Origin of the sequence: Palleronia caenipelagi (genome assembly GCF_007004065.1) — a bacterium.
Taxonomy (GTDB): domain Bacteria; phylum Pseudomonadota; class Alphaproteobacteria; order Rhodobacterales; family Rhodobacteraceae; genus Palleronia; species Palleronia caenipelagi.
The window spans coordinates 113,396-137,316 of record NZ_VFSV01000007.1; the positions used below are offsets into that span (position 1 = coordinate 113,396).

Consider the following 23,921-nt stretch of genomic DNA (forward strand, 5'->3'; position numbering starts at 1 on the left):
CGCCCCGCCCGCCGTCCCATGGCGCGCGCGCAAATCGAGGAAAACGCATCATGCCTGATCAGGTCCTTTTCGCCATTGAGGTGATGCTTAACGGGCTCATGGCCGGGGTGCTCTATGCGCTGGTGGCGCTGGGTTTTGTGTTGATCTTCAAGGCGAGCGGAATCTTCAACTATGCGCAGGGTGTCATGGCGCTGTTCGCCGCGCTGACACTGGTGGGGATCATGGAGGGGCAGGTGCCGTTCGAGCATCTGATCAACGTGGTCTTCGGGACCGAGATCCATGGCTTTGGCTGGACCGTCCCGGCGCTGCTCGCCATCATTTTGACCATGGTGGTCATGGTGATCTTTGCATGGCTGGTGAACAAGCTCGTCCTGCGTCATCTGGTCAATCAGGAGCCGATCATCCTGTTCATGGCGACAATCGGGCTGGCCTACTTCCTCGAGGGGCTTGGCGACATGATGTGGGGGTCCGACATCAAGGCGCTGGATGTGGGGCTGCCGCAGGGGTTGAACACCTGGATCGACGAGACGACCTTCAATCTGTTCGGTTATGGCTTCTATATCGATAACCTCGACATCTCCGCGGCGATTATCGCGGCGTTGCTGGTCGCCGGGCTCGTCGTGTTTTCGCAATATACCAAGCAGGGCCGGGCGCTGCGCGCCGTGGCGGATGATCATCAGGCGGCGCTCTCGGTCGGGATTTCGCTGAACTACATCTGGGTGCTGACCTGGTCTATCGCCGGGTTCGTGGCTCTGGTCGCGGGCATCATGTGGGGGGCCAAATCGGGCGTGCAGTTTTCCCTCAGTCTCATCGCGCTGAAGGCCCTGCCGGTTCTGATGCTGGGTGGGTTCACCTCGATCCCCGGTGCAATTGTAGGCGGGTTGATCATCGGGGTGGGAGAGAAGCTCTTTGAGTTTCTCGTCGGCCCGCTTGTGGGCGGTGCTACGGAAAACTGGTTCGCCTATGTTCTGGCGCTGATCTTCCTCGTCTTCCGGCCACAGGGGTTGTTCGGCGAACGGCTGATCGAGCGGGTATAGGGAGGTGCACGGATGAACAGTACCGCAGAGACGATCCGTTTGCTGTCCTTCATGTGCATGGCGCTGCTCGTCGTGGTGATCGCGCGGGCGTTCTATTCCGGTGTTGTGATCTGGTGGCAGATACTCGGACTGATCGCCGGATCGTGGGGATTGTACTGGCTCGGCGGGCGACTGCCGGACCAGGACGAGTGAGCGGCGCGGAAAAGGAAATGAAACATGATCTATCGTGAGGCCGGCCAGTATCGCACCAGCTATCTGGATGACGGGCAGACCTTCCCGATCCGGCTCGACCGTTGGGCGCACTGGCTGCTTATCGCCGTCGCGGTGCTGGTAGTGCCGTTCATCATTAACGACTATTGGGCCAACGCAATCCTGCTGCCCTTTCTGATCTATGCCATCGCGGCGCTGGGACTGAATATCCTGACAGGCTATTGCGGACAGGTGAGCCTCGGGACAGGCGGCTTTATGGCCGTCGGCGCCTACGCCTGTTACAAGCTCATGACGTCTTTCCCCGACATCTCCATCGCGATCCACGTGGTTCTGGCCGGGCTGATCACGGCGATCGTGGGCATTCTGTTCGGCCTGCCATCGCTCCGCATCAAGGGCTTCTATCTCGCGGTGGCGACATTGGCGGCGCAGTTTTTCCTTGTGTGGCTCTTCAACCGGGTGCCGTGGTTCTACAACTACTCCGCCTCGGGACAAATCAGCGCGCCCGAGCGCACCATATTCGGTCTGCCGGTCACGGGACCGGAGACCTCGGCCGCTGTCACGTATCTGTTCTGCCTCGCCTTCGTGCTGGCGTCGGCTTGGATCTGCCGGAACCTCACGCGGGGGGCGCTGGGGCGGAAATGGATGGCGATCCGTGATATGGACATCGCCGCGGAGATCATCGGGGTGAACCCGCTCCATGCCAAGCTGACGGCCTTCGGTGTCTCGTCTTTCTTTGTGGGCATAGCAGGGGCGCTGTTTTTCTCCGTCTATCTGGGTGCGGTCGAGGTCGGCGAAGCGTTTGGCATCAACAAATCCTTCCTCGTCCTCTTCATGATCATCATCGGCGGGCTGGGCTCGATCCTCGGGTCGTTTCTTGGGGCGGCCTTCATGGTGCTCTTGCCGGTGTTTCTGAAAAACGTGCTTACCGGCGGGCTGGGCTGGCCCACGGATCTGGCCGCTCATCTGGAATTCATGATCGTCGGCGGGCTGATCGTGTTTTTTCTGATCGTTGAGCCCCACGGGCTCGCACAACTCTGGCGCCTCCTGAAGGAGAAGCTGAGACTCTGGCCGTTCCCGCACTGACGGGCGGACCATAAAAATAAGGGAGGAAGTAACATGAAAACACGCATTCTGGCCGGGGCACTGGCTGCGGCGATGGTGACGGGGCCGGCGCTGGCGGAACTCACATTCCCCAGTCTCAGCTACCGTACCGGACCTTATGCGGCGAACGGAATTCCCTTTGCCGATGGCTATGCCGATTACTTCACGCTCCTGAATGAGCGCGATGGCGGAATCGGCGGCGAGATGATCAACATGATCGAGTGCGAGACCGGCTATAACACCGAGAAAGGCGTGGAGTGCTACGAGTCCACGAAGGGCGAGGGCGCTCTGGTGTACCAGCCGCTCTCCACCGGCATCACCTATCAGCTCATACCGCGCGTGACCGCTGACGGGATTCCGCTGCACACGCTGGGCTATGGCCGGACCAGTGCCGCGAATGGCAAGGTGTTCGAGTGGGTGTTCAACTATCCTGCCACCTATTGGGACGGCGCCTCAGTGGCGATCAAGTACCTGCTCGACGAGAATGGCGGCGATCTTTCGGGCAAGAAAATCGCGCTGGTTTACCACAACTCCGCCTATGGCAAGGAGCCGATCCGCACGCTGACCGAGCTGAGCGGCCAGCACGGTTTCGATCTGCTCGAACTGCCGGTGGATCATCCGGGGCAGGAGCAGCGCTCGACCTGGGTGCAGGTGCGTCAGCAACGCCCCGATTATGTCCTGATGTGGGGCTGGGGCGTGATGAATCAGGTCGCCATCCAGGAGGCGGTGAATATCCGGTTCCCGATGGAGAACTTCATCGGCATCTGGTGGTCCGGTTCGGAAAATGACGTAAAACCGGCGGGCGATGGGGCGAACGGGTATAAGGCGCTGAACTTCCACGCGCCCGGCGCTGATTTTGCCATCTACGATGATCTGAAAACCCACGTCTATGATGCCGGAAAAGCTGCCGGTGCGGGCGATCAGATGGGCACAGTGCTCTATAACCGTGGCCTCTACGCCGCGATGATCGCGGCTGAGGGCGCGCGCAAGGCGCAGGAGATCCACGGGGTTTCCGCGATCACGCCCGCTCAGATGCGTGATGGGCTTGAGCAACTGGCCATCGATGAGGCCCGCATGGAAGAGCTGGGTCTCGGTGGCTTCGGCCCGACCTTCGAGTCCTCCTGCGCGTCCCATGGCGGCTCCGGACGCGTCGCGGTGAACCAGTGGAACGCGGCGGATGGCAAGTGGGAGGTTCTGACCGACTATATCCAGTCCGACCAGGAACTCATCGGCCGCCTCGTGGAGGAAGACTCCGTGGCCTATGCCGAGGAAAACGGCATCGAGATGCGCTGCCAGTGACCTGACCGGCCCGGGCGTCTGCGCCCGGGTCTTTCTCCCGGAGGCGATCCATGACCCAAGCCAACACCGCCCAAGACGCGCCCCTGCTGGAGGTGAACAATATCGAGGTGATCTACAACTCGGTCATCCTCGTGCTGAAAGGCGTGAGCCTCACGGTCAGCAAAGGCGGGATCACGGCACTGCTGGGCGGCAACGGCGCCGGGAAGACCACCACGCTGAAGGCTATCTCCAACCTCGTCCATTCGGAGCGCGGCGAGGTGACCAAGGGGTCGATCCTTTATCACGGGGAGCGGGTGCAGGATCTCGCCCCGTCCGAGCTGGTGAAACGCGGTGTGGTGCAGGTCATGGAGGGCCGCCATTGCTTCGAGCACCTGACCGTCGAAGAGAACCTGATGACCGGCGCCTATACCCGTCGCGACGGGCGCGGCGCGGTCGAGGCTGATCTCGACATGGTTTACACCTATTTCCCCAGACTGAAGGAGCGGCGCAAAAGTCAGGCGGGCTATACCTCCGGCGGCGAACAGCAGATGTGCGCAATCGGGCGTGCGCTCATGTCGCGCCCCGAGACGATCCTGCTGGACGAGCCCTCCATGGGCCTCGCGCCGCAGCTCGTCGAAGAGATTTTCGGCATTGTGCGCAGCCTCAACGAGGAGCAGGGGGTGAGCTTTCTGCTGGCCGAACAGAACACCAATGTTGCCTTGCGCTACGCCCATCGGGGGTACATCCTCGAAGCCGGACGCGTGGTGATGGAAGGTGCAGCGGCTGATCTGCGCGAAAACCCGGACGTCAAGGAATTCTATCTCGGCGTGTCGGACGAGGGGCGCAAATCCTTCCGCGACACGCGGTCCTATCGCCGGCGCAAGCGCTGGCTCAGCTAAAACCCGGGAGGCCCCTATGAGTGATCCGCTGGAAACCCGCCGCACCGAGGCGCGTGCCAGCGATCTGGCCCGTGACCTGCCGCAGCAAATCGCGCGGGCGCAGGCTTTGCCCGGCGGCGGAGGTCTTGCGGATGTGGATGCCGCCTCCGTCACGGACCGCGCGGCGCTGGCGCGGCTGCCGGTGCTCCGCAAAGCCGCGCTGACCGAGGCGCAGACCAGCGATCCACCGCTGGGCGGGCTGACCGGGCCGCTCTCGGGATTTACACATCTCTTTCAGAGCCCCGGCCCGATCTACGAGCCGGGTCGGATCGACGGCGACTGGTTCCGGCTGGGCCGGTTCTTGCGCGCCTGCGGGGTGGGGCCGGGAGATATCATCCAGAACTGCTTTGGCTACCACCTAACGCCTGCGGGCATGATGTTCGAGAGCGCCGCGCGGGCCGTTGGCGCGGTGACCATCCCGGCGGGCACCGGCCAGACCGAGTTGCAGGCCCGCTCTGCCGCCCATCTGGGCGCCACCGCCTATGCGGGCACGCCGGATTACCTGAAGGTGATCCTTGAGAAAGCCGACGAGCTTGGCCTGAACCTCTCGATCACGAAGGCCGGCGTGTCTGGCGGCGCGCTCTTTCCGAGCCTGCGGGAGTGGTATGCCGACCGTGGGATCGCCTGCCGTCAGTGCTATGCCACCGCGGATCTGGGCAACATCGCCTATGAAAGCGACGCCATGGAGGGGATGATCGTCGACGAGGGTGTCATCGTCGAGATCGTCACACCCGGCACCGGCGATCCGGTTCCCGAGGGCGAAGTGGGCGAGGTTCTCGTGACCACGCTGAACCCCGATTATCCGCTGATCCGCTTTGCCACCGGGGATCTCTCGGCGGTGCTGCCGGGACAAAGCCCCTGTGGCCGGACCAATATGCGGATCAAGGGATGGATGGGCCGCGCAGACCAGACCGCGAAGGTCAAAGGCATGTTCGTTCGCCCTGAGCAGGTCGCTGATCTGGTAGCCCGACACCCGGACGTCGACCGTGCGCGGGTGACGATTTCTCGGCATGACGACGCGGATGTGATGAGTGTGGCCCTTGAGACCGGTTCTCCGGGAGATATCTCCTCTTATGAGGATAGCGTGCGCGAGGTGCTGAAGTTGCGCGCCGCCGTCCATGTCGAAGCCCCCGGGGCGCTGCCGCGCGACGGGAAGGTGATCGATGATCAGAGAGACTATTCGACCTGAGAGAGGTTCACATGAGACTTGCCCTGACCGCCCTGGCGCTGCTGGTGACCACGGGAATGGCGTCTGCCGAAAAAGAACTCGCGCTGGTGATCGGCAACAGCCAGTACCGCGATTTGCCCCGGCTTCCAGCGGCTATCGGGACCAGCGGTATCGTCGATGCGCTGCGCGCCGAAGGCGTCCGGGTTATCGAAGGGAGCGACTTGCGCCGCGCAAGCCTGTTTGATCGCTTGCGGGATTTCGACCTTGAGGCGGATAACAGCGATGCCATCGCCATGGTTCTTGTTGGCCAATTCACCGAGTTTGGGGGCGAGACGTGGTTTCTGCCAGTGGACGCAGAGGGGCGCTCGATGGTCGAGAGTGCCGAAGCGGGCGTACCGCTTTCGGTCTTTACGGGGTTTGCGGCGCGTCATGCGGGCCGCTCGATTATTGTTCTCGGCACCAACAATGATGAGCCAATCCGCGGCGGCGTCCTCACCGATCTGCCCGATGGGGTGACAGTCGTGAACGGAACGCCGTCCGCTGTTCTGCGGTTTGTGCAGGACTCGCTCGCCCGCCGGGGGGGCGTCATCAACGAGGCTGATGACGTGACGATTTCGGGATATGTACCTCCAGATTTCCGCTTCCTTGGAGATGGGGGCCCTTCGGTCATCGGCTCAGGGACCAGGTCGGTGGACACGACACCGCTGGATGAGACACCGCCGGAGCGGACGCTGTCGACGCCGAGCGCGAACGACGCACAGGAGAACTTCTGGCGTCTGACGGTGAGCCGCAATACGGAGGCGTCCTACGAGGCTTATATCGATCGCTACGTGGACGGACGCTATGTGGGCGAAGCGCAGGAGCGGCTTCGCGACCTCCGGACGACCGACGAGGAACGGTTTGAGATCTCGCTCGGACTGACACGGGAGCAGAAACAGGACATCCAGCGGGATCTGTCGCTTCTGGGCTATGACACGCGCGGCATTGACGGGATTTTCGGTCCGGGCACGCGGGGTGCAATCCGGACATGGCAGCAACGGGCCGGTTTCGGAGCCTCCGGATTTATGTCTCCAGACCAGATCAGTACCCTCCGCGCTGAAGCCTCGGAACGCGCCGATGTGCTGGAGGCTGAGGAGCGGAGCCGTCGAGAGGACTTGCGGCGTCGGGACGAAGAGTACTGGTCGCGCATGGGCGCGGAACGTGATGAGAATGAGCTGCGCGACTATCTCGACCGGTTCCCGGACGGCCTTCATTCGGATGAGGCGGTGGCGCAGCTCAACGCGCTTCGCGAGGCCGAGGCGACACGCGGTGGTGTCTCGGAGGAAGAACGGGCGCTGTGGCAGGGCGTGCAGGCGCAGAATACTGTTCAGGGATATCGCGACTACCTCGCGGCCTATCCAAACGGACCCTATGCGCAGGATGCCAAGGCTCAGATCGATCGTCAGACCAAATCGGCCGGTGCACGTCAGGAGGCCGAGGCGGCAGAGCAGGGGCTTGGCCTCAACCAGACCGCAAGGCTGGCCATTGAGACGCGACTGCAGGCGCTGGGACACGAGCCCGGCGCGGTCGATGGAGTGTTTGACGATCAGACCCGGGCGGCGCTGCGACGCTTTCAGCAGGCGTCGGGACTGCCAGCGACAGGCTACGTGAACCAGTTTACCGCCGTGCGCCTTCTCACAGACGCATTGCGCAGCATGATTCCACAGTAACGCGCGCGCCTTTGACACGGGGAATGTTTGCGTTAAACGTTTCATTAAGAGGAGAAGAGGACCCCTGATGAACGAACGCCCCATTCCGCCCCGCCGACCCATGACACTGCGCGATGTGTCGGAGGCCTCCGGGGTCAGTGAGATGACTGTGAGCCGCGTGCTGCGCAACCGTGGTGATGTCAGCGCGGCCACGCGGGAACGGGTCCTCGCGGCGGCCAAGGAACTGGGCTACGTGCCCAACAAGATCGCCGGTGCGCTGGCCTCGTCGCGGGTCAACCTTGTGGCCGTGGTCATCCCGTCCCTGTCGAACATGGTGTTCCCCGACGTGCTGGGGGGCATCACCGAGGTTCTGGATGAGACCCATCTGCAGCCCGTTGTGGGCGTGACGAATTATAGCCCCGAGCGCGAAGAGAAAGTCATCTACGAGATGCTGTCCTGGAGGCCGTCGGGGCTGATCATCGCCGGGATCGAGCATACGGACGCCTGCCGTAAAATGCTGGCTGCTGCTGACGTGCCGGTAGTGGAGATCATGGATGTGGATGGCGATCCGGTGGATTCGGTGGTGGGGATCTCCCAGCGCCGGGCCGGGCGGATGATGGCCGAGGCGATCATCAAGCAGGGATTCGAGCGGATCGGCTTTCTCGGCACGCAGATGCCGCTGGACCACCGGGCGCGCAAGCGGTTCGAAGGATTTACGGATGCGCTGGCCCGGGCCGGTCTGGAGGTCGCGGATCAGGAATTCTACTCAGGCGGGTCGTCCCTGCAAAAGGGTCGGCTGATGACCGAGGAGATGCTGACGCGGACCGAAGACCTCGACTTCATTTATTACTCCAACGACATGATCGGCGCGGGCGGGTTGCTCTATTGCATGGAGCAGGAGATCGATATTCCCGGTCGGCTTGGCCTTGCCGGGTTCAACGGCACTGAGCTTCTGGACGGTCTGCCGCGGCATCTGGCGACCATGGATGCAGGCCGGGCCGAGACAGGGCGCGAAGCCGCCCGGATCATCGCCGCGAGGGCTGATGGGGCGCTCACCGAAAGCCGTCGTATCGAGATCGAACCACGCATCGACTACGGGGATACCCTGCGCCGTTACAAACCCTGATCGCTGCGCCATTGACACCGCCTCCGGGCGGGAACAAACAGGCGCGAAACATCGAAGCAGGGGGCAGGTATGGCCGACAAAGCGGAAGAAAAGGGCGGCATCGTCGAGACGATCAAGACGGTGGTCTACGCGCTGCTGATCGCCGGTGCGTTCCGCACGCTCCTGTTCCAGCCCTTCTGGATTCCTTCGGGCTCGATGAAGGATACGCTGCTGGTCGGCGATTTTCTCTTCGTGAACAAAATGGCCTATGGCTATTCCCAGTATTCCTGCCCCTTTGCCATGTGTAAATTTATCGACGGGCGCTGGATGGGGTCTGAGCCCGAGCGCGGCGATGTGGCAGTGTTCCGCCATCCTGTGAACGGGGCGGATTTCATCAAGCGTCTTGTGGGTCTGCCTGGCGATCAGGTCCAGATGCGTGACAGCGTGCTCTACATCAACGGTGAAGAGGCGCCGCAGGAGGATGCCGGGACCTTTGTGGAGACCTATGAGCCGCAGGGGTCCATCGGCAACACGCCGCAATGTCAGAATCCGGGCGTGGCGCTCGGCAATGACTGTGTGAAAACGCGCAAGATCGAAACCCTGCCCGGCGGCGTGAGCCACAGTATCCTCGATGTGCGGACCTCGCGGCTGGACAACACCCCTGTGTTTACGGTGCCCGAGGGGCATTACTTCTTCATGGGGGACAACCGCGACAATTCCACCGACAGCCGCGTGCCGCAGACCTCCATGGGGGTCGGGTTCGTGCCCTTTGAGAACCTCATTGGACGGGCTGATCGGGTCATGTTCTCCTCTGCCGGGAAATCTATGCTCTACTTCTGGACCTGGCGGGGGGACCGTTTTTTCGAGAAGATCGAGTGAAGCTGAGCGCGGATCAGGCCCAGTTTGCGGGGCGGATCGGGCATGAGTTCGGGCGGCCCGAGCTGCTGGTGCAGGCCCTGACTCACGGGTCGATCTCCTCGGCCAGCCGTCCGGATAACCAGCGGCTCGAATTTCTGGGCGACCGGGTACTGGGGCTGGTGATGGCTGAAGCGCTGTTCATGGCAGACCCCACCAGCACCGAAGGACAGCTCGCCCCCCAGTTCAACGCGCTGGTGCGCAAGGAAACCTGTGCCGCCGTAGCCCGCGAGATCGGCCTCGGCGATGTGCTGCGGCTGGGGCGCTCGGAGATGAAATCCGGCGGCCGCCGCAAGGAAGCGCTGCTGGGCGACGCCATGGAAGCGGTGATCGCCGCAGTCTATCTCGATGCCGGGTTCGCCCCTTCGCGCGACATGATCCTGCGCCTTTGGGGCGAACGGATCACCACGGTCGAAGCCGATGCCCGCGATGCGAAGACCATGCTGCAAGAATGGGCGCAGGCCCGTGGTCTGCCGCCCCCGGCCTATGTGGAGACGGGACGCGAGGGGCCCGATCATGCGCCGGTCTTTACCATCGAGGCGCGGCTTCAGAGCGGTCAGGCCGCTTCCGCCCGCGCCAAGTCAAAGCGCGATGCCAGCCAGCAGGCGGCGCAGTCCCTGCTGCACTCGTTGAACGGCGCATGACGCCCAATCTTCGGGGTGCGAGCCTCATGGTTCTGGCCATGACGCTCTTTGCCCTCGAAGATGCGTGTTTCAAGGCCGTCACCAAGACCACGCCGCCCGGCATCGGCACGATGATCTTTGGCCTCGGTGGTCTGATCGTTTTTGCGCTCTGGACCCGGGCTGCGGGCGAGCGGGTCTGGACCCCGGCCTATCTTTCGCCCGTGATGCTGGTCCGCTCGGGATTCGAGATCATGGGGCGGCTGTTCTTCGCCTTGGCGCTGGCCTTTGCACCGCTGGCCACCACCTCCGCGATCCTTCAGGCCGCGACCTTGGTTGTGACGCTCGGTGCCGCGCTGTTTCTTGGAGAGCGAGTCGGTCTGCGCCGCTGGATCGCCATGGCGGTGGGGTTTGCGGGCGTCGTCCTTATCCTTCGCCCCGGCGCGGAGGCGTTCGAGCCGACGCTGATCTTTGCCGTTCTCGGCATGATCGGCTTCTCTGGCCGGGATCTGGCCACCCGCGCCAGCCCGCCCAGCCTGTCGCTCCGCCAGCTCGGCGTCCCCGGATTTGCGGTGGTGCTCGTCGCCGGGCTGATCATCGCTACGGTTCAGGGCGACTGGCGTCTGCCGGACGCCACAGCCGCGCTCCTCCTCTGTGGCACAATCCTCGCCGGCGTCTGCGCTTATACCGCGCTCTCGGGGGCCATGCGCAGCGGTGACGTTTCCGTCGTCGCGCCGTTTCGCTACAGCCGCCTGCTCGTGGCACTGGTCCTCGCGGTGCTGCTCTTTGATGAACGCCCCGACACGCTGGCCCTGATCGGAGCGACGCTGATCGTGACCAGCGGCCTCTACACCTTGCTGCGCTCCAGGGCTGGCGCGCGGCGCGGCTCTGGAGTATCACGCCGACCTTGACCCGGAGAGACCAGATGACCACACGCGCGGGCTTTGCCGCCCTGATCGGAGAACCCAACGCAGGCAAATCCACCCTGCTGAACCGCATGGTGGGGGCGAAGGTGTCCATCGTGACCCATAAGGTGCAGACCACCCGCGCCCGGATCCGGGGTGTGGCGATGGAGGGCGAGAGCCAGATCGTCTTCGTGGACACGCCCGGCCTCTTTGCGCCGCGCCGCCGGCTCGACCGCGCCATGGTCGCTGCCGCCTGGAGCGGAGCCGCCGATGCGGATGTAATTGTGCTGCTGATTGAGGCCCATCGGGGGCTGACCGAGGGCGTCGAGGCGATCCTGACGGCTTTGGAAGAGCGTGAGGTGCGCCAACCTGTGATGCTTGCGATCAACAAGATCGACCGGGTTGAGGCGCCGGACCTGCTGGCCCTGACCAAGGAGATGAACGACCGCTACGCCTTCGCCGAGACCTTCATGATCTCCGCCGAAAAAGGCCACGGGGTTGAGGATCTGCGTCTGGCGCTGGCCGCGCGCATGCCCGAGAGCCCGTGGCTCTACCCCGAGGATCAGATCGCCGACCTGCCCATGCGGATGATTGCCGCGGAGATCACCCGGGAAAAGCTGACCCTGCGGCTCCATCAGGAACTGCCCTACCAGCTTACCGTCGAGACCGAGAACTGGGAAGAGCGCAAGGATGGCTCCGCCCGGATCGACCAGATGATCTACGTGATCCGTGACGGCCACAAAGGAATCGTTCTGGGCAAGCGCGGCGAGACGATCAAGGCCGTCAGCCAGGCCGCCCGTGAAGAACTCGTGGAGTTTCTGGGCCGCAAGGTACACCTGTTTTTGCAGGTCAAGGTCCGCCCCGGCTGGCTCGATGAGGCCGAGCGCTATTCTGAGATGGGGCTCGACTTCTCCGACGGCAACTGATGGCGCGGCTGGCCTCGGGGATCTGGGTGGGCGCCTATCTGCGACGCCTGCAAGCTGCGCTGATCCCGGCCTACGTCACCGCCCGCGGTGACGACACCGCAGGGGCCGTACTGGTCAAACTCGCGACGCTGGACGGAAATGCCAAGGCCTTCCAGCGCAGCTACGATTTTGAGCAGGACGCTCGCATCTGGATGGAGCTTGCTTCCGGACCCGAGCCCGACGTCGACGCGTTGATCGCCCGCCAGCGCGCCTCTGACCCGGATCTCTGGGTGATTGAGATCGAAGACCGCGACGGTCGCACTCTGCTGGATGAGGAGGGCCTCGCGTGATCTCCTGGACGGAGGAGGGCATGGTCCTCTCCGCGCGCCGCCACGGCGAGTCCGACGCGATCCTCGACGTGCTCACTCGCGATCATGGACGTCACGCCGGCGTGGTGCGCGGAGGGGGCGGTCGCAGGCTGGCGCCGCTGATGCAGCCCGGTACCCAACTGTCACTGACATGGCGCGCCCGGCTCGAAGACCATCTGGGCCATTTCTCCGTAGAGCCCCTGCGCGCCCGGGCGGGTCTCCTTGCCGATCCTCTGGCGCTGGCGGGCCTTGGAGCGGTCACGTCATTGCTGGGCTACGCCTTGCCCGAGCGCGAGTCCCAGCACGGCCTCTATGAGGCGACACTGGCGCTGATCGACCTGATGGAGACCGGAGCAGACTGGCCGCTTGCGTATCTGCGCTGGGAGATGGGCCTTCTTGACCATCTGGGCTTCGGTCTAGACCTCACTTGCTGCGCCGCAACCGGGGCCTCCAGTGATCTTGCCTACATCTCCCCGAAAACCGGCCGCGCCGTCAGCGTGGCGGGCGCAGGCGACTGGGCCGATCGCCTCTTGCCACTCCCGCCCGCGATGCTCCGTAGCGACGTGAGTGCATCGCCGGAGATCGCCCGCGCCCTCACGGTTACCGGCCATTTCCTGCAAAAGCGCCTCGCTCCCGCCTCGGGGGACAAACCGCTCCCCCCCGCCCGCGACCGCCTCCTGAGTCGCCTTGCGCGGGCCCCTTCATCCGTCTGAAAATATCCCGGGGTACGGGCCCGCGCCCCGGACGGGCAGAGCCCCAGCCCTCTCCATCCTTATCCGTAGGTCGCGACTGGCGTGCCCGCGACGGCGGACATGTTCAAGAGACCGCGGGCCGTGATCGACGGCGTCACGATATGCGCCCGGTTCGCCAGCCCCATCAGGATCGGCCCCACTTCCAGCCCATTCGCCTTCATCTTCAGGATGTTACGAACGCTCGACGCCGCATCCGTGTTGGCAAAGACCAGCACATTCGCCGCCCCCTCGAACCGCGCATCGGGGAAGATCCGTCCGCGCACGTCAGGGTCAAGCGCCGCGTCCGCGTGCATCTCACCCTCATAGGCAAAGTCGCGGGGGGCGCTGTCGAGGATATCGAGCGCGGCCCGCATCCGCTGACCGGAATCGCAGGCGAAATCGCCGAATTGCGAATGGGAGCAGAGCGCAACCTTCGGCTCCAGCCCGAAGCGCCGCACGTGGCGGGCGGCGCCGATGCAGCTATTGGCGATCTGCTCCGGCGTCGGCTGCGGGTTCACATGGGTGTCGGCGATGAAGAGCGGCCCGTCCTCGAGAATCATCAGGCTCAGCGCGCCGATGGGGCGGTGGGTCTCGTCGGCAAGCACCTGTGTCACATAGTTCAGATGCCACAGATACTGGCCGAAGGTGCCACAGATCAGACTGTCTGCCTCGCCGCGATGGACCATCACCGCACCGATGGCGGTGGTGTTGGTGCGCATGATCGCCTTGGCAATATCGGGCGTCACGCCATGGCGCCGCATGATCTGGTGATAGGTTGTCCAGTAGTCGCGGTAGCGCGGATCGTTATCTGGCGCGACGATGTCGAAATCGGTCCGGGGCCGGATCTTGAGCCCCGCACGTTCGGCGCGGCGCTCGATAACATCGGGACGACCGATCAGGATCGGCTTGTCCGTGGTCTCTTCGAGCATGGCGTTGGCGGCGCGCAGCACCCGTTCGTCCTCGCCTTCGGCAAAGACGATGCGCCGTTCTGCGGTCGCCGCCGCCTGGAAGACAGGGCGCATGATGAGAGAGGACCGGAACACCGAGGCATCGAGCCCGGCTTTGTACGCGGCGATGTCGTCGATGGGACGCTCGGCCACACCCGATTCGATGGCCGCGCGCGCCACGGAGGTCGCCACGACGCCCATCAGGCGCGGATCGAAGGGCTTGGGGATCAGATAATCGGGACCGAAGGTCAACTGCTCGCCACGATAGGCGGCGGCGGTCTCGGCGGTGGTGGTCTTGCGCGCCAGTTCGGCGATGCCTTCAACGCAGGCGATTTTCATCTCGTCATTGATGGTCGTCGCGCCCACATCCAGCGCGCCCCGGAAGATGAACGGGAAGCACAGGACGTTATTCACCTGATTGGGGAAATCCGAGCGGCCCGTGGCGATGATGGCGTCCGGCGCCACCTCCCGCGCGGCGGCAGGATCGATCTCGGGGTTGGGGTTGGCGAGGGCGAAGATGATCGGACGGTCAGCCATTTTGGCGACCATCTCCGGCTTCAGCACATTTGGACCCGAGAGGCCGAGGAACAGGTCGGCCCCCTCGATCACGTCGCCCAGGTCACGCGGTCCGCCGGGCTGCGCATAGGCGGCCTTTTGCTCCGTCATGGAGGCTTCGCGACCCTCATGGACCAGCCCGTCGAGGTCGCAGAGCCAGACATTCTCGCGCTTGACGCCGAGTTTCAGCAGCATGTTGAGACAGGCGATCCCCGCGGCGCCGCCGCCGGTGGAGACGACCTTGATCTCGTCAAAGCTCTTGCCCGCGACGCGTAGCGCGTTGAGGGCAGCCGCTCCGACGACGATGGCGGTGCCGTGCTGGTCATCGTGGAAGACCGGAATATTCATCCGCTCGCGGCAGATTTCCTCGACGATAAAGCAGTCGGGGGCCTTGATATCTTCGAGGTTGATCGCCCCGAACGTCGGCTCCAGCGCGCAGACGATGTCGGCCAGCCTTTCGGGATCGGCCTCGTTCAGCTCTATGTCAAAGCAGTTGATATCGGCGAACTTCTTGAACAGGACCGCCTTGCCCTCCATCACAGGTTTGGAGGCCAGAGCGCCAATATTGCCCAGCCCCAGCACCGCTGTGCCATTGGTGACCACGGCCACAAGATTGCCGCGCGCGGTGTAGTCGCGGGCAGTGCTGGCGTCGTTCTTGATCTCGATACAGGCTTCGGCAACACCGGGCGAATAGGCTCGCGCCAGATCGCGCCCGTTGGCCAGCGGTTTCGTGGCGCGGACTTCGAGTTTTCCCGGAATCGGTTCGCGGTGATAGGCGAGGGCGGCCTCTCTCAGAGATGTGGTCTTGTCGGTGCTCATAGGTCCTCCGGGCCGCAGGGGCAGTCAAACATCCCAGACCGATAGCGTATTTGCGGGGCGCGACGCCAGACCCGTCATTGCCCTTGCGGCAGGTGTCATGCGTTAACGCTTGCCAAAGATCGTGCTCCTCATCACCATATCGTCATGACTGATTTGTTGAGCGCGGCACTGGCCGTACGAGAAAAAGCCTACGCACCCTATTCGGGCTTTAAGGTGGGCGCGGCGCTGGAGACGACCGGCGGGGCGGTGCATGTGGGCTGCAACGTGGAAAATGTGGCCTATCCGGAGGGCACCTGTGCCGAAGCGGGGGCCATCGCGGCGATGGTAGCGGCCGGGGATCGGGAGATCGCCGCGGTGACTGTAGTCGCCGACAGCCCGACGCCGGTGCCCCCCTGCGGTGGGTGCCGCCAGAAGATCGCCGAGTTTGCCTCTGGTGAAGTGGTCGTAACCATGGCGACGGTGGGCGGGGAGACCCTGCGGATGCGGGTCGATGAGCTCCTGCCGGGGGCGTTCGACGCGGCACATATGGAGATGCCGTGACCACGCGTGATCTGCTGGGCGCCCTGCGGGCCGGGGAACGCCCCGATCCCGAGGCGGTTGCACGCTTCGCCGCTGGTCTGGCGGACGGGACGGTAAGCGACGCGCAGGCGGGGGCCTTTGCGATGGGCGTCTGCATGGGGCCGGGTCTCGGCGAAGCCGGGCGGGTGGCCCTGACCCGCGCGATGGCCGAGAGCGGTGACCGGATGCGCTGGGACCTGCCGGGTCCGGTGCTCGACAAACATTCGACTGGCGGGGTTGGCGATCCGGTGTCCCTGATCCTCGCGCCTGCGCTGGCTGCGCTGGACGTGTACGTGCCAATGATCTCGGGTCGGGGGCTGGGTCACACGGGCGGTACGCTGGACAAGCTCGAAGCACTTCCCGGCGTGGTGGTCGAGCAGGGCGAAGAGCGCTTTCGCGCTATGGTGCGAGAGCTGGGCTTCGCCATCGTTGCTGCGAGCGGCGATCTGGCCCCTGCGGACCGGCGGCTCTACGCGATCCGCGATGTGACCGTGACCGTGGACCAGATTGACCTGATCACCGCCTCGATCCTGTCAAAGAAGCTGGCCGCCGGGCTGGATGGGCTGGTGCTGGATGTAAAGCAGGGCTCCGGCGCCTTTATGCAGGCGCCGGATCAGGCCCGCGCGCTGGCCGCATCGCTGGTTGCCACCGCGCGCGGCGCGGGCCTTGAGAGCGCGGCGCTGGTGACAGCGATGGATCAGCCGCTTGCTCCGGTTTGCGGCAATGCGCTGGAGATCGTGGCAGTGCTGGAGGTGCTCTGTGGATCTGGAGACGATCGGCTGCGGGAGGTGACGCTGGCATTGGGCGACCAACTCCTGACGCTGGCGGGGCAGATTGATGGCAGGCAACGTCTGGAACGGGTGCTCGATTCGGGCGCTGCGGCGGAGCGATTCGCCCGGATGATCGCCGCCATGGGCGGTCCGCGCGATGTTCTGACCGATCCGAAGCTGGCGGCGGCACCGGTGATCCGGGAGGTCTGCGCAGGTCGCGCTGGCTACGTGCGGTGTATGGATGGCCGGGCGCTCGGGCGGATCGTTGTCGATCTTGGGGGCGGCCGACAGCGCGATGGGGATCTGATCGACCCGGCGGTCGGGATCGACCACGTGGTGCGGATTGGTTCTTGGCTTGGGGAACACGATCCGTTGGGACGTGTTCATGCTCGCAGTGAGGCTGAGGCTGATCGTGCAGCGGAGGCTCTGCGGCAAGCGATCACCCTAGGGGAGGACTATGCCGCGCCAGCCCCATTGATTCAGGAGACACTCACATGAGTCGCGCGTTTCTTGTCGTCCTCGATAGTGTGGGTATTGGCGGTGCGCCGGATGCGGAGGTGTTCGGGGATACGGGTGCAAACACGGTGGGCCACATCGCGGAGGCGCTGGCGGGCAGCGCCGCGCCCCTGCACCTGCCACATCTGGACGCGCTGGGACTGGGTCAGGCGGTGACGCTCGCCTCGGGGCTGGAGGCGCCAGGACTCGGGGCCGAGCCGCAAGGCCTGTGGGGCGCAGCGACGGAAGTGAGCCCGGGCAAGGATACGCCCTCGGGGCATTGGGAGCTGGCCGGATTGCCGGTACCCTGGGAATGGACGTTCTTTCCCCATGAGGATCCGTGCTTTGACGACGCGCTGGTTGCGAAGGTCTGCGAGATCGCGGGAACGGACGGCATCCTCGGCAACCGCCATGCTTCGGGGACGAATATCATCGAGGAAGAGGGTGCCGAGCATCTGAGGACGGGCTGGCCGATCTGCTACACCTCGACCGACAGCGTGTTTCAGATCGCGGCCCATGAGGAGCATTTCGGTCTCGACCGGCTGCTTGATCTCTGTGCGCGGCTGGCACCCGAGCTGCACGCCCAGAGGGTCGGGCGGGTGATCGCGCGGCCCTTTGTCGGTACGCCCGAGACCGGCTGGACGCGGACCCCGAACCGTCAGGATTTCGCCATCGCCCCGCCCGCCGAGACGCTTTGCGACTGGGTCAGCGCGGCGGGGCGCGAGGTGCATTCCGTGGGCAAGATCTGTGACATCTTCTCGATGCAGGGGATCGATACGAAGGTAAAGGGCACCGATGCAGCGCTGCTTGAGGCGCTTACCAGCCGGATTGCCGAGGCTGAGGACGGCTCGCTGACCTTCGCGAATTTCGTCGAGTTTGACAGCCTTTATGGCCACCGTCGCGACCCTGAGGGCTATGCGCGCCATCTGGAATGGTTCGACGCGGTGCTGCCGGACTTGATGGCGCGGATGCGCGCGGGCGACATGTTGGTGATCACCGCCGATCACGGCAACGATCCGACCTGGCGCGGCACCGATCATACCCGCGAGCGGGTGCCAGTGCTCGTCGCTGGCCTCGGTGTGGGGGCGCTGGGGCAGGTGAGATTTTCTGATGTGGCGGCCAGCATTGCCGACCATCTCGGGGTTGAGAACAAAGGGCTGGGGAGGTCGTTTCTGTGAAGGATTTGCCGAAACTTGAGCTGCATCTGCACCATGAAGGCGCGGCCCCGCCCGCCTTCATCCGGGGCCTCGCGGCGGAAAAAAATGTGGATCTGTCTGGCATCTTTGAGCCTGACGGGAGCTATCGTTTCGACGGCTTCACCCATTTCCTCAGCGTCTATGAGGCGGCGACCAGTGTCTTGCAGAGCCCCGAGGATTACGCTCGCCTGACCCGTGCCGTGCTGGAGCAATCCGCCGAGGCCGGGGTGATCTACACGGAGAGCTTTGTCTCTCCCGATTTCTGCGGCGGGCGGGATGTGGAGGCGTGGCGCGACTATCTGCACGCAATCCGCGAAGCGGCGGAGCAAGCCGAGCGAGACATGGGCATCACCATGCGCGCCATCGTCACCTGCATCCGTCATTTTGGCCCTGAAAAGGCGCGAGAAACGGCGCTTTGTGCGGCAGAAACAGTGGGGGATTTCCTCACCGGGTTCGGGATGGCGGGCGACGAGATGAAGGGCACGCCGGAGGATTTTGCCTACGCCTTTGACATGGCGCGGGAGGCTGAGCTGCGGATCACCTGTCACAGCGGCGAATGGGGTGATCCGAAGAGTATAGCGCGGACCCTCGATGTATTGCGGCCGGAGCGGCTGGGACATGGGGTGCGTGCGGCCGAGGATCCGCGACTGATGGAGCGGTTGGCCGAGAGCGGCGTGGTACTTGAGGTCTGCCCGGGCTCGAACGTGGCGCTGGGCGTGGTGCCGGACTGGGCCTCTCATCCCATTGAGCGGCTGCGGCGGGCAGGGGTACGGGTGACGGTATCCACTGACGATCCGCCGTTCTTTCATACCGGCATGGTGCGGGAATATGACCGGCTCGCCGACACGTTCGGCTGGGACGAAGAGGTGTTTCGTGAACTCGCACTCACTGCCGTCGATGCGGCGTTCTGCGATGACGAAACCAAGACCCGCCTGCGCAAAAGGATTGAAACATGAGCGACCATTTGACCGTCGTGAACCACCCGCTGGTCCAGCATAAGCTGAGCCTGATGCGCGACAAAACCACGCCTACGGCCCTGTTCCGGCAGCTCCTTCGGGAAATCTCGCATCTTTTGGCCTATGAGGTGACCCGCGATCTGCCGATGACCACCCACAGTGTGGATACGCCACTGGTGGAAATGCAGGCTCCGGTTCTGGCGGGACATAAGCTCGCGCTGGTCTCGGTCCTGCGTGCCGGGAACGGGCTCCTGGATGGGATGCTCGACCTGATCCCATCGGCCCGGGTGGGATTTGTCGGGCTCTACCGCGATGAGGCGACGCTGGAGCCGGTGGAGTATTATTTCAAGGTGCCCGCAGATCTGGACAAGCGCGTGGTGATCGCAGTCGATCCAATGCTGGCCACCGGCAATTCCTCCGTCGCCGCTATTCAGAGATTGAAAGACGCAGGCGCCAAGGACGTTCGGTTCCTGTGCCTTCTCGCCGCGCCAGAGGGTGTCGCCCGCATGCGGGAGGCCCACCCGGATGTGCCGGTGACGACGGCCGCCCTCGATGAGCGGCTCAACAAAAAGGGGTACATTGTCCCGGGGTTGGGCGATGCGGGAGACCGGATGTTCGGGACGAAGTGAAGGCCGGCGCGCGATTTTGAGTATTCAAAATCGGGTTCCGGGTCGGCACCCGTGGTCTTTAAACTTGGCAGATGCGTTGCAATGCCGCCCATTGCCGTTCGGTCAGGATCTCTGACGCCCGGTCCACCTCGGCGTTGATGGCCGAACTGACGGTGGGGGGAGGGCGTGACAGCAAGCGCTCGGCCTGATCTGAGATGTCTGTTTCTGACATCTTCTTTGACATGATCAGATGGTAGGCGCTGCGGCCATCGAGATACGACCTGAGCGGGTCGCCGACTCGCGCTGCGTGTCTGGCGGCGAGAATTTGTTTTGCAATTGGCCGGAAATCCGTGGAGTTTTCGATCTTGGAGGCGTCTAACAAGAGCGTCCCGCCCGGCAGGATCGTCGCTCCACCGGGCCAGTTGGGCAATACCTTTACCTTGTTCAGGTCAGACCAACCGAGACTGACCAGAAGCAGCGAGAGCGCATTGCGCGACGCCGCGTCACCCCGGCAGCTCAGGCCCGATGGTTGCTCAGGCAGTTCTTCGATGAGCTGTCTGTCAATCTCTTGCCGTGTCTCATCGGGCGTAACGCTTGCTGCGTAGCGGATCAGCGCTACCGGCGCCCAGAGGCCGGCGGCTACCAGGAGCAGAGCGAAAAGGGTTCCGGACAAAATGAGACGGACCCGCCCCCTTTTCGGTTGGGTGCGACGGACAGATTTGCGGATCGTGCCGATGGCCTCGATCATCAGATCGTCCTCAATCTCTAGCTGCTCGTCGGTTTCGAACCCGGGCCCGAACATCGCCGGTATTTTTCCGGGATTTAAGCGCTCGATCGATGGCAGGAACCAGTGCGCCACCGGAATGTCATCCACTCCGGTGATCGAAAGGGAGCGATCTCCCAGCGACACGATGACATCGCGCGGCGTCCCATCCCCCTCGGGATGCCAGATTCCCGGAGCCTCCAGCCGCTCGAACTTACTTAGTGCCGTCATTCGGAATATCGCTCGCGCCGTTTCCCTTAGACCTAGGACGCGGAATGTGGAATCACAATGGACGCTTGCATTGCTGCGCCGGGCTTCACCGTTCAGGCGGGGCAGCAAGCTGGAGGGAGACTGTGGATGATCATTTCACCCCAACGTGGATATGTGTTTGTCCACATACCAAAGACGGGAGGCACGTCGCTGGCAAGGGCACTCGAAGAGCGGGCTACGAAGGACGACATCCTCATCGGTGATACGCCCAAGGCCCGCCGTCGGCGGCAGCGGGTCAAACAGCTGCGTGCCAGGGGCAGGCTCTGGAAGCACTCCAAGCTCCGGGATCTGGACGGGCTGCTCAGCCCGGACGAGATTCGCGCGATGCAGGTGGTCACGATTGTGCGTAATCCATGGGATCGGATGGTCAGCTATTTCCATTGGTTGCAGGAGCAGAGCTTTGACCATCCGGCGGTCCGGCTCGCAAAGACCGTTCCCTTTGACGCGTTCATGCGCGATCCTGGCACGCGAGCCTCAATCTCCGCCGATCAGGTTTCCGATTATCTTCGGCTGGCCGATGGCAGTGAGCCGCCAGCGTTGATCCTGCGATGCGAGACACTGGTCGAAGATCTGACAAAACTGGAGGAGGTGATTGGCGCCCGTCTGGAGCTGCCTCATGTGAACCGCTCAGATCGGCCTGAGGAGGTTGCTGCGCTCTATGATGACGATCTTCGCGAGATTGTGGCAAAAGCCTATGCCGGGGATATCGCGCGGTTTGGGTACGCATTTCCGGCCGAGTAGAAGATGACATGGCCGGGCGATCTGACCCGGCCATGTCTCATTTCGCGGATCAGGCGGCTTTCTGCTGAGCGGCCTGACCATTTCCGTAGCGGCCGTAGAAGGTCTCACCGGTCGCCGCCAGATCACGCAGGATCGCGGGTGCGGCAAAGCGGGGGCCCCGGTCGGCTTCGAGATCGTCGCAGATCTCGACGGCACGCTGGGCGCCGATGATGTCGAGCCATGAGAAGGGACCACCGGACCAGGGGGCGAAGCCCCAGCCAAGGATCGCGCCCACATCACCCTCGCGGATATCGGTCAGCACGCCCTCCTCAAAGGCCCGCACCGCCTCCAGCACCTGCACCATCATCAGGCGGTGCTGCACGCGCTCCAGCGACGGCTGCTCGTCGAGGGTTTCGGAGTTCTCCTCGATCCCGGCCCACAGGCCCAGACGCTTGCCGTTCTCGTCATAGTCGTAGAACCCGGCTTTGGCCTTGCGGCCCAGACGGCCCTGCTGTTCCATCCAGAACAGCGCCTCGTCGACGATCTCGTCGCTGTAGTCGTCACCGAGGGCGGCCTTGGTCGCCTTGGCGATCTTGACGCCCAGATCGACGGAGGTCTCGTCCACCAGCTGAAGCGGACCAAGGGGGAAGCCCAGCAGCTTCGCCGCATTCTCCACCAGCGCGGGCTCAACGCCGCGCTTAGCCAGCCGGATGCCCTCGTTGATATAGGGGATGATGCAGCGGTTGGCGTAGAAGAAGCGCGCATCGTTGACCACGATGGGCGTCTTGCGGATCTGGCGCACATAGTCGAGCGCCTTGGCCACCGCGCGGTTGCCGGTTTTCTGGCCGCGGATGATCTCCACCAGCGCCATCTTGTCCACCGGACTGAAGAAGTGGATACCGATAAACTGCTCGGGCCGGACCGAAGTCTGCGCCAAATCTGAGATCGGCAGGGTCGAGGTGTTGGTCGCGAAGATGCAATCCTCGTCGATCACCGCCTCTACGGCCTTCGTCACCTCGGCCTTGATAACCATATCCTCGAACACCGCCTCGATGATAAGATCGGCGCCTTTCAGCGCGTCATAATCGGTAGTGGCGGTGATGCGGCCGAGCACCTGCTCCTTCTTCTCCTGGGTCACCTTTTTGCGGGCGATGCCCTTGTCGAGGATGCTCTCGGAGTAGGATTTGCCCTTGTCGGCGGCCTCCTGCTTCTGGTCGATCAGCACGACCTCCATCCCGGCCAGAGCCGAGACATAGGCGATGCCTGCGCCCATCATGCCAGCGCCGAGAATGCCGATTTTCTTTACCGACTGGTCCGGCACATCGGGGCGGTTGGCGCCCTTCTCCAGAGCTTGCTTGTTGATGAACAGGGACCGGATCATCGCCGACGAGGACGGGTTCATCAGCACATTGACGAACCAGCGGGCCTCAATCTTCAGCGCGGTGTCGAACGGCACCATAGCGCCTTCGTAGATCGCCGACAGGAGCGCCTTGGCCGCCGGGTAGACGCCCTTGGTTTTGCCGTTGATCATTGCGCTGGCGCCGACAAAGGTCATGAAGCCCGCGGGGTGATAGGGCTCACCGCCGGGCATCTTCCAGCCCTTCTGGTCCCACGGCTTGACGATATCGGCATCGGTCGCGGACAGCACCCAGTCGCGGGCGCGGGTCAGGAGATCATCGGCAGGGACAACCTCGTCCACGAGCTGCGCACCCTTGGCCTTGGCCGGGTCGAGCATCCGGCCCTCCAGGAGCACAGGCGCGGCGGCCATGGCGCCGACCATGCGCGAGTAGCGGGTGGTGCCGCCGCCGCCGGGGAAGAGGCCCACGAGGATCTCGGGCAGGCCGATCTTGGCTTTCGGGTTGTCGGCCATGAAGCGGCGGTGACAGGCCAGCGCCAGTTCGGTGCCGATGCCCGCGCAGGTGCCGGGGATGGCACAGGCCACGGGCTTGCCACCCTTGTTGGTCTTCGGATCGAGACCTGCGCGCTCCAGCTTGCGCAGGATGCGGTGGCCTTCCATCGTAAAGTCGAACAGCCCCTGAGCCGGGTTGTCGCCGGATTCCTCGCGGATCCGTGCCAGCACATTCAGGTCCATGCCACCGGCAAAGTCCTTCTTGCCGGAGGTGATCACGATGCCCTTGACCGCATCATCGGACAGCGCGTCGTCGATTAGTTCCTCGACGAGACCGAACGCCTCACGGGTCATGACGTTCATCGACTTGCCTTCCGCGTCCCAGGTCAGGATCGCGACGCCGTCGTCGTGCTTTTCAATTTTGAAATCAGCCATTTGTCCGACCT

Annotated in this window: 23 protein-coding genes; 20 read left to right on the forward strand and 3 right to left on the reverse strand. The window is 63.8% G+C overall.

Features of this window, described 5'->3' with window-relative positions; genetic code table 11:
• Positions 1-50 precede the first annotated feature (50 nt).
• The 14 genes from FEV53_RS05965 to recO all read left to right on the forward strand — a co-directional run bounded on the left by FEV53_RS05965 (position 51) and on the right by recO (position 12,951).
• Entirely contained in the window at positions 51-1,037 is a 987-nt protein-coding gene (locus tag FEV53_RS05965) for a branched-chain amino acid ABC transporter permease (protein WP_142833900.1), read from the forward strand.
• 12 nt (positions 1,038-1,049) lie between these two features.
• On the forward strand, positions 1,050-1,229 hold the full coding sequence (locus FEV53_RS05970; RefSeq protein ID WP_142833901.1) for a hypothetical protein: 180 nt from the start codon (positions 1,050-1,052) through the stop codon (positions 1,227-1,229).
• A 24-nt stretch (positions 1,230-1,253) separates the two neighbouring features.
• Entirely contained in the window at positions 1,254-2,330 is a 1,077-nt protein-coding gene (locus FEV53_RS05975) for a branched-chain amino acid ABC transporter permease (RefSeq protein ID WP_142833902.1), read from the forward strand.
• A gap of 33 nt (positions 2,331-2,363) precedes the next feature.
• The gene (locus FEV53_RS05980; RefSeq protein ID WP_142833903.1) at positions 2,364-3,647 is read left to right on the forward strand and encodes an ABC transporter substrate-binding protein; all 1,284 of its coding nucleotides are present in this window, start codon (positions 2,364-2,366) and stop codon (positions 3,645-3,647) included.
• Between the two features lie 50 nt (positions 3,648-3,697).
• The gene (locus tag FEV53_RS05985) at positions 3,698-4,525 is read left to right on the forward strand and encodes an ABC transporter ATP-binding protein (RefSeq protein ID WP_142833904.1); all 828 of its coding nucleotides are present in this window, start codon (positions 3,698-3,700) and stop codon (positions 4,523-4,525) included.
• Positions 4,526-4,541: 16 nt separating this feature from the next.
• Complete coding sequence (locus FEV53_RS05990) at positions 4,542-5,753, forward strand: phenylacetate--CoA ligase family protein (protein ID WP_142833905.1); 1,212 nt, start codon at positions 4,542-4,544, stop codon at positions 5,751-5,753.
• An 11-nt stretch (positions 5,754-5,764) separates the two neighbouring features.
• Positions 5,765-7,441, forward strand: coding sequence for a peptidoglycan-binding domain-containing protein (locus tag FEV53_RS05995; protein ID WP_142833906.1), 1,677 nt, complete (start codon positions 5,765-5,767; stop codon positions 7,439-7,441).
• A 67-nt stretch (positions 7,442-7,508) separates the two neighbouring features.
• Positions 7,509-8,546, forward strand: a complete 1,038-nt coding sequence (locus FEV53_RS06000; protein ID WP_142833907.1) for a LacI family DNA-binding transcriptional regulator — start codon at positions 7,509-7,511, stop codon at positions 8,544-8,546.
• A 69-nt stretch (positions 8,547-8,615) separates the two neighbouring features.
• Positions 8,616-9,404, forward strand: coding sequence for a signal peptidase I (gene lepB / locus FEV53_RS06005; RefSeq protein ID WP_142833908.1), 789 nt, complete (start codon positions 8,616-8,618; stop codon positions 9,402-9,404).
• Entirely contained in the window at positions 9,401-10,084 is a 684-nt protein-coding gene (gene rnc / locus FEV53_RS06010; RefSeq protein WP_142833909.1) for a ribonuclease III, read from the forward strand. Before lepB ends, rnc begins: the two co-directional genes overlap by 4 nt.
• Positions 10,081-10,971: a DMT family transporter gene (locus tag FEV53_RS06015; RefSeq protein WP_142833910.1), complete on the forward strand. Its 891-nt coding sequence runs from the start codon at positions 10,081-10,083 to the stop codon at positions 10,969-10,971. Before rnc ends, FEV53_RS06015 begins: the two co-directional genes overlap by 4 nt.
• A gap of 14 nt (positions 10,972-10,985) precedes the next feature.
• Positions 10,986-11,891: a GTPase Era gene (era, locus tag FEV53_RS06020; RefSeq protein ID WP_142833911.1), complete on the forward strand. Its 906-nt coding sequence runs from the start codon at positions 10,986-10,988 to the stop codon at positions 11,889-11,891.
• Positions 11,891-12,220, forward strand: a complete 330-nt coding sequence (locus tag FEV53_RS06025; protein ID WP_142833912.1) for a DUF1491 family protein — start codon at positions 11,891-11,893, stop codon at positions 12,218-12,220. Before era ends, FEV53_RS06025 begins: the two co-directional genes overlap by 1 nt.
• The gene (gene recO, locus FEV53_RS06030; protein WP_142833950.1) at positions 12,220-12,951 is read left to right on the forward strand and encodes a DNA repair protein RecO; all 732 of its coding nucleotides are present in this window, start codon (positions 12,220-12,222) and stop codon (positions 12,949-12,951) included. Before FEV53_RS06025 ends, recO begins: the two co-directional genes overlap by 1 nt.
• A gap of 59 nt (positions 12,952-13,010) precedes the next feature.
• Here recO and FEV53_RS06035 read toward each other — a convergent pair whose 3' ends face one another.
• On the reverse strand, positions 13,011-15,290 hold the full coding sequence (locus FEV53_RS06035; RefSeq protein WP_142833913.1) for an NADP-dependent malic enzyme: 2,280 nt from the start codon (positions 15,288-15,290) through the stop codon (positions 13,011-13,013).
• A gap of 48 nt (positions 15,291-15,338) precedes the next feature.
• Between FEV53_RS06035 and FEV53_RS06040 the strand changes: the two genes are divergently transcribed.
• Genes FEV53_RS06040 through upp form a run of 5 tightly spaced genes read left to right on the forward strand, consistent with a single transcriptional unit; the run spans position 15,339 to position 19,894 of the window.
• A complete protein-coding gene (locus tag FEV53_RS06040; RefSeq protein WP_185962120.1) occupies positions 15,339-15,830 on the forward strand; it encodes a cytidine deaminase in 492 nt (163 codons plus the stop codon).
• Positions 15,827-17,116, forward strand: coding sequence for a thymidine phosphorylase (locus FEV53_RS06045; protein ID WP_142833915.1), 1,290 nt, complete (start codon positions 15,827-15,829; stop codon positions 17,114-17,116). The genes FEV53_RS06040 and FEV53_RS06045 overlap by 4 nt, the downstream gene beginning before the upstream one ends.
• A complete protein-coding gene (locus FEV53_RS06050; protein WP_142833916.1) occupies positions 17,113-18,291 on the forward strand; it encodes a phosphopentomutase in 1,179 nt (392 codons plus the stop codon). The genes FEV53_RS06045 and FEV53_RS06050 overlap by 4 nt, the downstream gene beginning before the upstream one ends.
• Positions 18,288-19,265: an adenosine deaminase gene (locus tag FEV53_RS06055; RefSeq protein WP_142833917.1), complete on the forward strand. Its 978-nt coding sequence runs from the start codon at positions 18,288-18,290 to the stop codon at positions 19,263-19,265. The genes FEV53_RS06050 and FEV53_RS06055 overlap by 4 nt, the downstream gene beginning before the upstream one ends.
• Positions 19,262-19,894: a uracil phosphoribosyltransferase gene (gene upp, locus FEV53_RS06060; RefSeq protein WP_142833918.1), complete on the forward strand. Its 633-nt coding sequence runs from the start codon at positions 19,262-19,264 to the stop codon at positions 19,892-19,894. Before FEV53_RS06055 ends, upp begins: the two co-directional genes overlap by 4 nt.
• Positions 19,895-19,952: 58 nt before the next feature.
• On the opposite strand, the gene FEV53_RS06065 is transcribed toward upp, so the two are convergent.
• A complete protein-coding gene (locus tag FEV53_RS06065) occupies positions 19,953-20,867 on the reverse strand; it encodes a hypothetical protein (RefSeq protein ID WP_142833919.1) in 915 nt (304 codons plus the stop codon).
• A 126-nt stretch (positions 20,868-20,993) separates the two neighbouring features.
• Between FEV53_RS06065 and FEV53_RS06070 the strand changes: the two genes are divergently transcribed.
• Positions 20,994-21,647 (forward strand): sulfotransferase family 2 domain-containing protein, encoded by a 654-nt coding sequence (locus FEV53_RS06070; protein WP_142833920.1) that lies wholly within the window; start codon positions 20,994-20,996, stop codon positions 21,645-21,647.
• A 49-nt stretch (positions 21,648-21,696) separates the two neighbouring features.
• Here the strand turns inward: FEV53_RS06070 and FEV53_RS06075 are convergent, their stop codons facing one another.
• The gene (locus FEV53_RS06075; protein ID WP_142833921.1) at positions 21,697-23,910 is read right to left on the reverse strand and encodes a 3-hydroxyacyl-CoA dehydrogenase NAD-binding domain-containing protein; all 2,214 of its coding nucleotides are present in this window, start codon (positions 23,908-23,910) and stop codon (positions 21,697-21,699) included.
• Between the last annotated feature and the right edge of the window lie 11 nt (positions 23,911-23,921).